The sequence below is a fragment of the Elongatibacter sediminis genome, from assembly GCF_037892215.1.
Classification (GTDB): Bacteria; Pseudomonadota; Gammaproteobacteria; order Xanthomonadales; family SZUA-36; genus Elongatibacter; species Elongatibacter sediminis.
This window is the reverse complement of record NZ_JAZHOG010000006.1, coordinates 45,002-58,326: the sequence shown is the minus strand read 5'-3', so window position 1 is coordinate 58,326 and position 13,325 is coordinate 45,002. Positions and strand designations below refer to the sequence as shown.

Genomic DNA, 13,325 nt, shown 5'->3' with positions numbered 1-13,325 from the left:
CGCATCCACAGGATGCCGGGGGGCGATTGAAACGGTATCGGCAAACGCCGTGAAATCCCGTAAGATGCTGACCTTCATGCGACTCACCGACTGCCACAATATTCCCGATTTCCGCGAACTGGCACGACGCCGGTTGCCGGGTCCGATTTTTCATTACATCGACGGCGCGGCCGACGACGAGTTGACCTATCGGCGCAATACCGCGGCCTTCGACGACTGCGATCTGGTTCCTGACGTGCTCGCCGGCCTGGAAACCGTCGACCTGGGGGTCGAGGTGCTGGGACGCCGGGTAGGCCTGCCGTTCTTCCTGTCGCCCACCGCGCTGCAACGCCTGTTCCACCACGAGGGTGAGCGTGCGGTCGCGCGGGCGGCCGAACGTTTCAATACCTGGTTCGGCATCTCCTCGCTGGGCACGGTGTCCATCGAGGAGATCGGCGAGACCATTTCCACGCCCAAACTCTTCCAGTTCTACGTGCACAAGGATGAAGGCCTGAACCGCAGCATGGTCGAGCGCTGCAAGGCGGCCGGTTTCGATGCGCTGGCGGTGACCGTCGACACCGCGGTCGGCGGCAATCGCGAACGTGACCTGCGCACCGGCTTCACCACACCGATCCGGCTGACGCCACGCAGCGTGTACGAATTCGCCCGCCATCCGGGCTGGGCGCTCAATCATTTTTTCCGCGAGCGCTTCGAGCTCAGCAACCTGAAGGACCACGTGCCGCAGGGCAGCAAGGTCTCGGTCACGGTTTCGGACTACTTCAATTCCATGCTGGATCCGACCCTGGACTGGGCCAAGGCCGAGCGCATCGCGGCCGACTGGGGAGGCACCTTCGTACTCAAAGGCATCATGTCGGTGGCCGATGCACGTCGCGCGGCGGATATGGGCGCGCATGCCATCATGGTATCCAACCACGGTGGCCGCCAGCTCGACGGTTCGCGCGCCCCCTTCGACCAGTTGCCCGAAATCGTCGATGCGGTCGGCGATCGCATCGAGGTCATCTGCGACGGCGGCATTCGCCGCGGCACCCACGTGATCAAGGCATTGTCCGCCGGGGCGACGGCATGCTCGGGCGGACGCGCTTACCTGTACGCACTGGCCGCGGCCGGCCAGCCCGGCGTGGAGCGTGCGCTGGGTTTGCTGCAGGCCGAGATCGAACGCGGCATGAAACTGATGGGCAAGGCCGCGGTGTCCGAACTGTCCCGAGAGAACCTGCGCTACCGCTGAGAGAAACAACTCCAGGACCGGGCTGGAGATTTCTATCCGCAGCCTGCACGCGCCCGCCACAGATATGGCGAAGGCTTGTGCCTGCCGTAAAAGACGCATTAAAACTAGTCTCTTTACAACGTCTGTAGTAGCATGATCGCGGGGAACATGCCGGTGTAACACGCCGTACGCCACCAGGGATCTCAGGCCGGCCGTTGAAGAGCGCGCGCCGAAGGGGCTCCAGACCGGGACAAGGAACACCCGGCGGTCAGTATCGGACATGCCCAAAGGGTGCAAACCACGATGTCCGTGACACCAGATACTCAATCCGGCTGTACCTTTCTGCGCACGTCGCCGCGATGTCGCGATGCCGGCATTACCGCACTGGAATGGCTGCTCGTCGTCAGCGTGATCGCCATCCTTTTCTCGTTCACTCCCGTTCTGCTCGGTAAACTGCACCGTGCTGCCGCACTCGACCAGGCAGTCGACGCCGTTTATGACACGGTGACACGCGCCCGTCAGACCGCGCGCATGTATCACACCGAGGTGATCCTGCACGTGGACGACAGCGGGCCTGAGGGAGCGCAGTCCATTCGCCTGGAGATACCGGCGATGCGGTCCTCCACGGTACAGTTGGAAGTCGAACAGGTCTTTACCATGCCCAGCGGTTACATCGTCAACAGCGACCCGAATGAAATCCGCTTTAACGCCTTTGGCACGGTGCAGTCGGAAATTTCCGCCGAAGTCGTGTCCACCCAGTCCGACTCGGACCACAAAGACCTGCTGATCTTCTGATTTCCCGCCGTTGCGACCGCCCGGGGCAAAACCGGACGGGCACGATCTATTTCTACACGGCGGGTCTCGACGCCTGGCGGGGATACGGACCCAGGGTTGCGATCAGGATCGTACTGATTACCACCAGTCCGGTCACCACCCACAGAGCGTCGAGGTAATTGCCCGCGTGGTCGTACCAGGCGCCCATCGCGTAGGCACCGATCCCCGAGCCCAGCTGGAACGACGCGAACAGGATGCCGTTGATCAGCCCGAAGGCTTTGAGTCCGAAATAGCGCGAGACCAGGTAGGAGATCTCGCTGATTTCCGAACCGGTCGCCAGACCCACGGAAAGACCGGCCATGAAGGCCAGCGGGCCGGAGAAATCCAGCGCCAGCAGAACCAGCCCGCAGACCATCCCGAGTTGGAAACCGGCCGCCACGTACGGTGCGAAGAACCGGTCCATCAGCCAGCCGGACAGGATGCGTCCGAAGATCAGACCCAGCCCCAGCAGGCTCATGGCCAGCGCCGCGGTGGCGGGCGCCACGCCACGGCCGATGAGCATCGGCACGAGGTGGGCCAGGATGCTGGTGATGCCGATGCCGATCAATGCGATGGACACGATCAGAAACCAGAACGGCCGCGTGCGGATGGCCTCGCCCAGGCTCATCCCGGCAAGAACTTCGGCTTCGGGTGCGGCACCGGCGGCTACCGCGGCCTGTGCCGCCGGGTTCGGCTCCTGCAGCGGCCGGCGACCGTCCGGCAGCTCGCCCATGTCGGACGGCCGGTCGCGCAACACGAAGGCGGTCAGCGGCAATGACACCAGCAGAATCAATCCGCCGAAAATGAGATAGGACTCACGCCAGCCCGCCTGGTCGATCATCCATTGCGCGAAGGCCGGCACCAGCGCCGCACCCACGCCAAAACCGGACAGCGCGATACCCAGCGCCAGGCCACGGCGCTTCTCGAACCACGCCACGATGATGCGCGAGTAGGACAGCGGCAGGGTGCCGGCGCCCAGCAGTGGCAGCAGGATGTGCATCAGGTAGTAATGGCGAATGTCGCCGGTGAGCCAGCGCATCGACAGCACACACAAGCCCAGCAGCGCCACCGACACCACCATCACGCGGCGCGCGCCCAGCCGGTCGATGAGCAGCCCCAGCAACGGCGAGGCCAGCACCACGGTGGCATTGGCAATGGTGAGCGCCAGGGACATCGGCCCGCGGTCCCAGCCGAATTCCGCCTGCAGCGGACCGACGTAGGTGCCGAACGAGAACACCGTGAACATCGCGTAACTCAGCGATAGCCCGGCAAAGCTGGCGGCCACGTTCCACCAGCCATAAAACACTCCGGGCCGTGCGCCCGTCACTGCATGCATGCGATCTCCCCGTTGTCGAGCCGCCGGCCCCGAAGGCCGGCGTGTTCACCTCGAAGCCGGCCGCGACCGGTGGTTCGGTTGCCGGCAATCCGGTACCGGATCGTTCTCAGAACCGGAACAGGGCCTGCACCGCGAACGAGCGCGGCGCATCCACGCTGCGCCACACCGTGCCGGCCTGGCCGGGCACGTCGTCGCCGTAATTCGAGGTCAGCTTGTCGGTGAGATTACGACCTATCAGCGAAACCTGCCAGTTTCCGTCCGCGCTGGCCAGGGTCAGACGGGCATCGATTTTGCCATAGCCGTCCTGCCACAGCTTGGGGTCGAGGTCGGCCTGCAGGGGAAAATCATCAACGAAGGCATACTGCACCCAGCCGATCACGTCCATGCCGCCGGGCAAGGTCCAAACGTATTCGGCATTGGCCGTGCCCTTCCAGTCGGTGGCGAACTGGAGGGGCTCGCCCGAGAGGTCCTGGCGGCCGTTGACGCAACCGGTCACCTGCAGGGTGTAACACGGCGCATCAGTGTACTCGTCGTAAGTGCTGTCCAGGTAGGCAACCGCGGCGAACAGGGTCAATCGATCCAGCGGACGCCAGCGCAGTTCAAGCTCCACGCCCTGGGTGATGGCCGAACCGGCATTGGTCACGGTATTGATGACTTCGGTGGAATTGAGAAAGCCGCCGAGTTGCAGGTCGTCGAATTCGCTGCGAAACAAGGCCGCATTGAGTTGCGCGGTGCCATCCGCGAGCGTGAGCTTGGTACCCAGTTCGTAGGAAAGCACTTCCTCGGGATCGAACACGAAGCGCTCGAGAATGTTCGGATCGGTCGCCTCGTCGGACACCAGAACGTGGTCGTAGCCGCCAGCCTTGAATCCACGGGCAACGTTGGCGTAAAACATCGAATCGCCGGTCGGATACCACTGCACCGAAAGATTGGGCGAGAAATCGTTTTCGCTCAGATCATCGGAAATGTCGTGGCGATAACAGGCGCCAGCGGCCGGCAGAGTGCAGTCCTGTGGAATGTAGGTATACAGTTCGGTCGGCACCTGCACGCTGCGCGCTTCTTTTTCCTCGTAGGTGAAGCGGGCTCCGGCGGTCAGCGACCAGCGGTCGTTGAATGCATAGTCCACCTGCGCAAAGGCCGCATAGGTGCGACCTTCTTCCCGGGTGAAGGTATTGCGCGAGATCGCCTGGCCGGCGAGGTTGGCGAAATGAACGATGTACTCGGTCTCCTGGGTCTTGTCCAGGAAGTAGACACCGGCGATCAGGTCCAGCTGATCGCTGACAGCGGAGGAAATCCGCAGTTCCTGGCTGAACTGCTCGTAGTCCTCGGCGAACTCCGGCAGGGTGCCAAACGTATCGTTGGTGAGAACATCGACATAGGTGCGGTCGCCGTCCTGTTCGTCGCGATAATCGTAGCGGGCGAAACCGGTCAGAGAAGTGAGTTGGACCCGGTCGAAATCCCAGTTCAGAGTCGCGGTGACGGAATCGAAGTCGGTTTTTTTGCCCTCCACGTTCTCGCCAAACTTCCCGGCCGTGGCGGTGCGTTCATAGTTGGCCGTGCAGTCGTCCGGTGCGATGCCGGCAAAAATGGCCGTGAAATTGACGTTAACGGGTGCGCCCGGCACCTGCTGCGAGGTGAAATCGCAGAACGAGAGCTGATTGTTGCCACCATCGTGGCGAATCTCGCCGGTCTGGTACTGCAACAGCAGATCGGCGTTGTCGGCGATGTCCCACAGCAGCGAACCGCGCGCTGACCAGTCATTGGCGCGCACATCATCCTGACCGGTAAACGTGTTGTGGATGAAGCCGTCGCGATCAATCACACTGAAGGCCAGCCGGCCCGCGACCGAATCCGACAACGGGCCGGAAATGGCGCCTTCGACCGACCAGCCCTCGGCGCCTTCGAATTCGTAAGTGGGTTGCAACCACGCCTCGAACTCACGCGTGGGCCGGGCCGTGGTGATATTGATCGCGCCGGCCGTGGTGTTCTTGCCGATCAGCGCGCCCTGCGGGCCTTTGAGGACCTCGACCCGTTCCACGTCCATGAAGGCGAAGCGCGAATAGCGGCTGCGCCCGTAGAAAAAACCATCGATGACCTGCCCGACGGCCTGCTCGAAACCCAGGTTGTTCTGTCCCGAACCAATGCCACGAACGTAGACGGCATCACCCACGTAGGACTCCGTCACGAACAGGTTGGGTACCTGGGCGCTGAGATCCTGCAGATTGACGATGTTCTGCTCGCGGATTTCCTCACCGCTGACCACCTGCACCGAAATGGGAACGTCCTGCAGGCTTTCCTCCCGTTTGCGGGCGGTGATGACGATTTCCTCCAGGGTGCGCACCGGGGGATCGTTCCGGGCCTCTTCAGGCGCCGACGCCGGGGGCGCCGCCTCGGGGCGGAACAGGCGCACGGTATTGTCGTTGGCGTATTCATGCTGCAGACCGGTGTCGTCCAGCAGCCGCTGCAGCGCGGCATCCGCCGTCAGGGTTCCGGAAACACCGCGGGTGCGCACCGATCCGATGTCGGCTTCGACATAGATGAACTGCATGCCGGTGGCGTCGGAAAACGCTTTGAGCGCCGAATCCAGGCTCTGCGGCGGTATGTCGACGCGCACTTCCTGGGCCAGGGCCGTGGATGTGGCAAGCAGAATGCAAAGGGTCGTCAGCGCGCGAGCACACAAGCCGGCGAATCGGATTCTCATCGCTCAGGTTCCTCCCGTGGATAACTGGTTACTGCGGCACCCGGTTCGTGGCGCCTTACCTGTGTAGACGCGGCAGGCGGACAAAAGCGAACCCTGACGGTGCAAGAATGAAAACCGGCTGGTCCGCGACTGCCGCGGAGCGGGTCGTGATGAGGGACCGGGACTTATTCGGCGGTGCCGGCACTCGTGAGGCGGATGGGCTGATCGCCACCGTCCTCGGCGCGGATTCCATAGGCCGATTGCAGCGCGGCGACGAAACCTTTGGTGTCACCGATGTTGAACACCCCGTAAACCGGCAGAGCCGTCAGGGCCGGGTCGGCAATGCTGATCTGGCGGCGGTTGTGCCGATTGAGCCGTTCGACCGCCTGCGCCAGGCGCTCGCCGCGGAACACCAGCTTGCCGTCCACCCAGGCAAGCACCGGTTGCAGGTCGTCGAGGCGCCGTGCGCGCAGGCGCCCGCGCGCATCGATCGTCATCTGCTCGTTCGCGCCTGCGATCTGGGCATCCGAAAAACCCGGCATCCGGTTGGCGGGCCTGACCCGCACCCGCCCTTCGACCACCGTTACGATGAAGTCATCCCGCTCCAGGGCCACATCGAACACGGTGCCCAGGGCCTGTGCCTCGCCCCGGGAGGTGACCACCGTGAACGGCCGGGCCGGGTCGGGTGCGACATCGAACAGGGCCTCACCGCGATCGAGCGTGACCTGCCGGCCCGTTTCATCCAGGCTGACCGCGATCCGCGTATTGGCGTTGAGCTGGATACGGGAGCCATCGATCAGGCGCACCACGAGTCGCTCGGCCGGACCGGACTGGTGGAACTCCGGAACGGGACCGGCCTGCGGCCAGGGATGCCAGACCAGGGCGGTCACCACCAGCACGGCGAGCGCCGCCACGGCCAGCGCCGGCCGCAGCCAGAACCGCCGGGGCGGGATGGATTCGACCATCAGGTCCGCGGCACTCGGATCCAGCTCGACGGGGTATAGACCGAGCGCGTTCCACAGCGTCTGCTCATCCCGCCGCTCTGTTCCGCCGCCACCTTCGCGATTCGCTTTCGTCACTGTCGTTCCCACTCAATCCGGCGCCCGCAGATGCGCATCGAAATGCGCCAGCGCGGCCGCCACGTGCTTTTGCACCATGCGTTTTGAAATTCCCATCCGGCGCGCTACCGCCGCCGTGTCCATGCCCTTGAAGCGGCGCAATACAAACACCTCGCGGCAGCGATCGGGCAGGGACTCCAATGCGCTTCCGATGGCCGAAGCCAGCTCCGTCTCATCCAGCGGCGCGCCGCCGGCAGGACGCAAATCCAGGTCCGCGACATCGGCCTGCGGACGCAATTTGCGCAGCCGGTCGATGGCCGCATTGCGCGCCGAGGCCATCAGAAAAGCCTGGGGATTGTTCAGGGACGCCAGGTCGGGATGATCCAGCAGGCGGCAAAATACATCCTGCACCAGATCCTCGGCGCTCTCCCGGGCCGGCAGCACCCGCCGGGCGTAGCGCAGCAAGGGCGCGCGGTGCCGCTCGAACCACTCGAGCACGAGTTCCCGCGAGCCCAGGTCGGGCGCGGTGTGGCCGCCGCGCCCGCGCCGGGGCCGGAAACGCAACACTTTGGCCGTTGAATCTCTCACCTGGATCCGGATCCGAAGATCACCGCTCTCCAATCATCCCGTATACTGACTAGACGTACCGGGTGGGGAAAAGCGAACCCCCCACGCCGGTCCGGGTCAGCATACGGCATCGATGATGCGCAGGGTTCCGATCCGGCGGACGGGTCGCGGCACAACCGCGGCTGCGCGGTCGACCTCACGCTGTTCGACCTCGGCACGGGTTTACCCGTGAGCATGCCCAGCGGCTATGATGAGTTTTCCCACAGTGCCCACTCCGATTACACGGGCGGCAGCGAAGAACAACGCCGCCACCGCGATCGGCTGCGCTCCGCGATGGAGGCCGAGGGCTTTACCGTGTATCCGGAGGAATGGTGGCACTACGACTATCGCGACTGGCAGCACTATCCCATTCTCAATGTGACCTTCGAGGAACTCGGCCCTTGAGGCGGCCCGGCTCGTGACGCCGCTGATCCCGGCCGGGGCGACCTTCGCCCTGTGGGCCGTTCTGATCGGCCTGGCCGGCTTCGGCCTGTGGGCCGACCGCACCCGCATCGGTCAGCGGGTGTCCGGCGTCGGCCTGATCATCCTGATCGCCATCGTGCTCTCGAACACCGGTCTGATACCGCGCGCGGCCCCCACCTACGACGTGGTTTTCGAGTACCTGGTGCCGGCGGCCATCCCGATGCTGCTGTACCACGCCAACCTGCGCCGGATGATTCGTGAGACCGGCACCATGCTGAAGATTTTCGCCTTCGGCGCGGTCGGCACCATCCTCGGCGCGTTGATCGGTTTCTACACCTTGCCGCTGGGCGAGGGCGCGGTGGGCATGACCGGGGCCATGATCGCGACCTACATCGGCGGTTCGATGAACTACGTGGCCGTCGGCACGGTGTTCGAACTGGAGCCGACCCTGTTCGCCGCCGGCAACGCGGCCGACAACGTGGTGGGCAACACCTACATCATGCTGATGGCGCTGCTGCCGTCTCTGACCTTCGCCCGGCGGTGGCTGCCGGAGCACCGGCCCGAGACGCTCACCGGCGACACGGCGGGCGAACACGATGCCCCGGACGGGGACGATCCCGAGGCGGAAGAGCCCTTCAAACCCGTGCACATCGCCTTCGGCCTGACCCTGAGCCTGGCGATCTGCCAGCTCAGCTTCTGGCTGGCCGAAGCACTCGGCATCGCCAGCTACGCGATCCTGATCATCACCGCCATCACCATCGTCATCGCCAACGTGTTCCATCGCCCGCTGGAACGGCTCAGCGGCCAGATGAGCACGGCGATGCTGTTCATGTACGTGTTTTTCGTCGTCATCGGCGCGGGCTGCGACATCGGCGCCCTGCTCGATTCGGCGCTGTCCATCGTGCTGCTGGCGATATTCGTGCTCACCGCCCACTTCATCTTCGTCATGGTCAGCGCCCGCGTGTTCCGGGTCGACCTGGCCGAAGCGGTGATCGCCTCACTGGCCTGCGCCAGCGGTCCGCCGACCGCCGCCGCGCTGGCCGGTGGCCGCGGCTGGCGCTCACTGGTGACGCCCGGCATCCTGTGCGGCACCCTGGGTTACGTGATCGCCAGTTTCATCGGCGTGGGCATCGCCCAGTGGCTGGCCTGAGCGGGCTGTGCACCGTGAGCGCGGCGTGGGGAGAAATGGCGGCGGCCCGGCTGGGCCTTCATCCTGATTTTCATCGTGCCGCTGTGCACCTGGGGCGTGTGGCGCATGGCGCGCGATCCCGAACCGGCATGAGCGCGAGCGCGGCCCACCCGCACCGGACCTTATTCGATCGCCTGTTCCAGCGAGCCGGCATAGCCCTCGTCGCGCAGCCGCGAACCGGCGCCCGACAGGTAGTCGGCATCGGCTTCGATGCCCAGGGTGGACACCAGGCGATTCATGAAGTTGAACAGGCAGGCGACCAGCACCGCGTCCTGGATGGCGTCGTCGTCCCAACCGGCCTCGTAGGCCGCGTCGAAATCGGCGTCGGTGACCCGCCAGGCGGACTCGGTGCTCTTGCGCACCAGCGCGAACAGCGGCTTGAGCCGGGGATCGATGGCGGCGGAATCGAGATCTTCCTTCGCCTGCTTCGCCAGCTCGGCGTCCAGACCGTGTGCCTTTACCGCTTCGTTGTGCACATCGTGGCAGTATGGGCACTGGTTGAGTGCCGAGACGAAGGTTCCGATCAATTCGCGCTGACCCGCCGTGAGCGAAGAGGGTCCGCGCATGATTTTTTCGCACACGTCCACGAACGGCTGGAACGTCGCGGGACGCCGGGCGAACAGATCGTAGACCTTGGCGTCGTCGGGCAGGGACTTCAGGCGCATGATGGGGCTCTCCGTTAGACAGGGTATCTTCCGACAACAGAGCGTTTCACGATCGGTCCCGGAAATCCAGCCGGGGTGGCCGCGCAAAACGCCGAGGAGCGAATGCATGAAACCGACCCACATCCTTCGTCATCGACTGATCGTCCTCAGCCTGTGCGCCGCGGCGCTGTGGCTGGCCCCGCCGGCCGGCGCGGATGACTACGACCTGGTGATCCGCAACGGCCGGGTGATGAACCCGGCCAACGGCCTGGACTCGGTGCGCGACATCGGCATCCGCGACGGACGCATCGCCGCGCTGTCGCGCGAGCCGCTGGAAGGTGGCGAGGTGGTCGACGCCGAAGGCCTGGTGGTTGCCCCCGGCTTCATCGACCTGCACGCGCACGGGCAGCGAGAATTCGAGGCCTGGCTGCAGGCGCGGGACGGCGTGACCACCCAGCTCGAAATGGAACTCGGCGCTTATCCGATCGGTACCTGGTACGCGGCCCGCGAAGGCAAGGCGGTGATCAATTACGGCGCCACCGTCAGCCACATCCTCAGCCGGGTGGCGACTTTCGTCGACCTCGAGGCACGGGGACTCAGCGAAGACGATCTCGCCGGCGGCCTGCTCGGCAACGATTCCACCGACACCATCGCCCACGACCGGAGCTGGGTGGAAGCGGCGGCCGACACCGAACGGCTCGACGCCATTCGCACGCGCCTGCAGTCCGGCCTGGACGACGGCGCGCTGGGCATCGGCTTCGGCATCAACTACACGGCCGGAGCGCGGCGCGAGGAAATTTACCGGTTGTTCCAACTGGCCGCCGACAACGGCGTCTCCGCCTTCGTGCATTCGCGCTTCATGTCGGAGGAAGACCTGGGCGGCAGCGTGGATGCCATCCAGGAACTGCTGGCCAACGCCGCCGCCACCGGCGCCGGCCTGCACATCGTGCACATCGGCAGCAGCGGTGGCAGCCAGGTGCCGCTGCTACTCGACATGATCGACGGCGCCCGCACCCGCGGGGTCGACGTCACCACCGAGGTGTACCCCTACACCGCCTGGTCCACCTTCATCGGCGCGGCCATCTTCGACGGCGATTTCACCCGCCTGCTGGGTCTGGACTACACCGACATCGAACTGCCGGAGACCGGCGAGCGCCTGGACCAGGCGCGCTTCCAGCGCATCCGCGAGCAAGCCCCGCAGACCATCATCGTCGGCCATGGCATGCAAGAGGCGAACGTGACCGCCGCGGTCGCCCACCCCGGCGTGATGATCGCCAGCGACGGCATGATGTACCAGAACGGCCGCGCCCACCCGCGCGGCGCCGGCACCTTCAGCCGCGTGCTGGGCCGCTACGTGCGCGACCTCGGCGCGCTCAGCCTGATGGAAGCCTTGGGCAAGATGAGCTACCTGCCGGCCCGGCGACTGGAGAACGTGGCCCCGCAGATGCGCCGCAAGGGCCGCATCGAAATCGGTGCCGACGCCGACCTGGTGGTCTTCGACCCCGCGACCGTCACCGACCGCGCCACCTTCAGCGAGCCGGCCCGGCCCTCGGCCGGGATTTCACACGTGCTGGTCGGCGGCACGTTCGTCGTGCGGGAAGGCGAACCGCAGGAGGGGGTGTATCCGGGGCAGGCGGTCAGGCGCTAGCGGGATCGCGGCAACCCGCAAATATTCGTTCAGGGACCGGGCACCGCTCGCGAAACCGGAGCATCGCTGGCTACCAGGCCGACCGTTTGCCGGTCTTTTCGGCGGCAGATAAAACGCCGCGATCAGCCGGACGGATTCCCGACGGCGTACTCGTCCAGTGCCAGCGCAATGGTTTCCATCGACGCCGCATCCAGCAACGACTCGCCGGCATGCGCGTTCGCACTCGCTTGCCCCGCGTTGCGCGCTCCACACAAGGCGTGCGTACACCCGGGCTGCTGAACGGTCCAGCGTATCGCCAGTTGCGCGAGGGTCAGGCCGTTGTCGGCGGCGACCGGCTCCAGACGGCGGAGCAGCGACTGAATCGAGCGGATTTTCTCCGGCGTGAAATCGGCATGCCCGCGCCGGAAGTCCCCCTCGGCGAATTGACGCCCGAGGTCGACCTTGCCGGTCAACAGTCCATGGGCCAGGGGCGAGTAGGCCAGCAAGGCCAGATCATGGGCCCGGCAGTATTCGAGGTTGGCTTTCGCGGAACCTTGATCCAGCATCGAGTACCGTTCCTGATCCGAGTGGATGGCGCCAAACCGCCGATACGCATCCATGTGGTCCGAAGACGCATTGGACACGCCGATCGCCCGGATCTTGCCCTGAGCCTGGAGGTCCAGCAGGCAGGCCATGGTGTCCTCGACCGGCGTCGTGTCATCCTGCCAGTGAGTCTGATACAGATCGATGTAATCGGTACCCAGACGTTCGAGCGACACCTCGATTTCACGGCGAATCGTGGCCGGTTTCAGGTCCCGGTAGATTTTCACGGAGTCCTTCGACCCGGGCACGGGCGCCTCGACGTGAAACTGTCCGCTTTCCACGCCGTCCCAACGCATCCCGCACTTCGAAGCGATGACAACGCTTTCCCGGCGACCGGCGATGGCTTTGCCAATCAGCGCCTCGGACCGGCCGAAACCGTAAATCGGTGCGGTATCAATCAGATTGATACCCGCATCCAGGGCGGCATGTATGGCACTGATGGATTCGGCTTCATCGGCGCCACCCCACCAGAGCCCGCCGATCGCCCATGCCCCGAACCCGACCACGGATGCCTCGATACCGCTGCTTCCCAGTGGCTGATAGCGCATGAAATCCTCCCATTCAATTGCGTCGCGCGAAGCGACTCGCAGCGCACCGGATCACGCGCTACACTCTGCGTCTGCAGACGCTCACCGTAAACCCGGTTGACCGGCAACCGCCATCCCGCATGTCACCGCCGGCCCGAGAGCGACCCATTTTTTCTCCCGTATGGATCACCTGATGAATGACAACCCAATCGTTCGAATGTTCGAGTGGTGGAACACCGCGATCACCCGCCCCGATGGTTTCACCCCGGAAGCTTTTGGCAACCACTTCAGCGCCGATGCCCGCCTGATCGTCAACGGCGATCTGCGAGGACAGGGCCTCGACGCGCTGGCCCGGCACTTCCGCAACATACAAGCCGAATACGATTCGGTCGCGATGGAGCTTCCACCCCTCGATACCTTCGCCTGTGACGGCCGCGCCTTCGTGCAGGTCGTCACCCGTGCGGTGCGTGACGGCAAGGTCCTGCGCGAAGAATCCATGGCCGTGGCGACCCTCGACGGAGACCGGATGTCGCTGCTGAAGGTCATCGGCCGCAGTCTGGACTGAACCGGGTCCGCCGCATGCAGTGAAACTGCGAGCGCCCGAGTCCGGCTCAC

General features: G+C 64.9%; 12 protein-coding genes. 6 read left to right on the top strand and 6 right to left on the bottom strand.

Translation table 11 applies throughout. The annotated features are described in order from the left end of the window. Positions 1-49 precede the first annotated feature (49 nt). Both V3330_RS10145 and V3330_RS10140 read left to right on the top strand, forming a co-directional pair. Positions 50-1,225, top strand: coding sequence for an alpha-hydroxy acid oxidase (locus V3330_RS10145; RefSeq protein ID WP_354695303.1), 1,176 nt, complete (start codon positions 50-52; stop codon positions 1,223-1,225). A 282-nt stretch (positions 1,226-1,507) separates the two neighbouring features. Continuing rightward, a complete protein-coding gene (locus tag V3330_RS10140) occupies positions 1,508-1,999 on the top strand; it encodes a pilus assembly FimT family protein (RefSeq protein ID WP_354695302.1) in 492 nt (163 codons plus the stop codon). A 52-nt stretch (positions 2,000-2,051) separates the two neighbouring features. Here V3330_RS10140 and V3330_RS10135 read toward each other — a convergent pair whose 3' ends face one another. The 4 genes from V3330_RS10135 to V3330_RS10120 all read right to left on the bottom strand — a co-directional run bounded on the left by V3330_RS10135 (position 2,052) and on the right by V3330_RS10120 (position 7,679). Beyond that, positions 2,052-3,353: an MFS transporter gene (locus tag V3330_RS10135; RefSeq protein WP_354695301.1), complete on the bottom strand. Its 1,302-nt coding sequence runs from the start codon at positions 3,351-3,353 to the stop codon at positions 2,052-2,054. A gap of 106 nt (positions 3,354-3,459) precedes the next feature. Beyond that, complete coding sequence (locus V3330_RS10130) at positions 3,460-6,054, bottom strand: TonB-dependent receptor (RefSeq protein ID WP_354695300.1); 2,595 nt, start codon at positions 6,052-6,054, stop codon at positions 3,460-3,462. A gap of 164 nt (positions 6,055-6,218) precedes the next feature. Next, positions 6,219-7,112 (bottom strand): FecR family protein, encoded by an 894-nt coding sequence (locus V3330_RS10125; RefSeq protein WP_354695299.1) that lies wholly within the window; start codon positions 7,110-7,112, stop codon positions 6,219-6,221. Positions 7,113-7,124: 12 nt separating this feature from the next. Continuing rightward, positions 7,125-7,679, bottom strand: a complete 555-nt coding sequence (locus tag V3330_RS10120; RefSeq protein WP_354695298.1) for an RNA polymerase sigma factor — start codon at positions 7,677-7,679, stop codon at positions 7,125-7,127. Here V3330_RS10120 and V3330_RS10115 point away from each other — a divergent pair. Both V3330_RS10115 and V3330_RS10110 read left to right on the top strand, forming a co-directional pair. Next, complete coding sequence (locus V3330_RS10115) at positions 7,671-8,102, top strand: M15 family metallopeptidase (protein ID WP_354695481.1); 432 nt, start codon at positions 7,671-7,673, stop codon at positions 8,100-8,102. The genes V3330_RS10120 and V3330_RS10115 overlap by 9 nt on opposite strands. A gap of 13 nt (positions 8,103-8,115) precedes the next feature. Next, positions 8,116-9,270 (top strand): DUF819 family protein, encoded by a 1,155-nt coding sequence (locus V3330_RS10110; RefSeq protein WP_354695297.1) that lies wholly within the window; start codon positions 8,116-8,118, stop codon positions 9,268-9,270. 161 nt (positions 9,271-9,431) lie between these two features. Here V3330_RS10110 and V3330_RS10105 read toward each other — a convergent pair whose 3' ends face one another. After that, positions 9,432-9,974, bottom strand: coding sequence for a carboxymuconolactone decarboxylase family protein (locus tag V3330_RS10105; RefSeq protein ID WP_354695296.1), 543 nt, complete (start codon positions 9,972-9,974; stop codon positions 9,432-9,434). 106 nt (positions 9,975-10,080) lie between these two features. Between V3330_RS10105 and V3330_RS10100 the strand changes: the two genes are divergently transcribed. Beyond that, complete coding sequence (locus tag V3330_RS10100) at positions 10,081-11,601, top strand: amidohydrolase family protein (RefSeq protein WP_354695295.1); 1,521 nt, start codon at positions 10,081-10,083, stop codon at positions 11,599-11,601. A gap of 122 nt (positions 11,602-11,723) precedes the next feature. Here the strand turns inward: V3330_RS10100 and V3330_RS10095 are convergent, their stop codons facing one another. Continuing rightward, complete coding sequence (locus V3330_RS10095) at positions 11,724-12,731, bottom strand: aldo/keto reductase (protein ID WP_354695294.1); 1,008 nt, start codon at positions 12,729-12,731, stop codon at positions 11,724-11,726. 172 nt (positions 12,732-12,903) lie between these two features. Here V3330_RS10095 and V3330_RS10090 point away from each other — a divergent pair, with 172 nt between their 5' ends. Beyond that, complete coding sequence (locus V3330_RS10090) at positions 12,904-13,275, top strand: hypothetical protein (RefSeq protein WP_354695293.1); 372 nt, start codon at positions 12,904-12,906, stop codon at positions 13,273-13,275. Positions 13,276-13,325 lie beyond the last annotated feature (50 nt).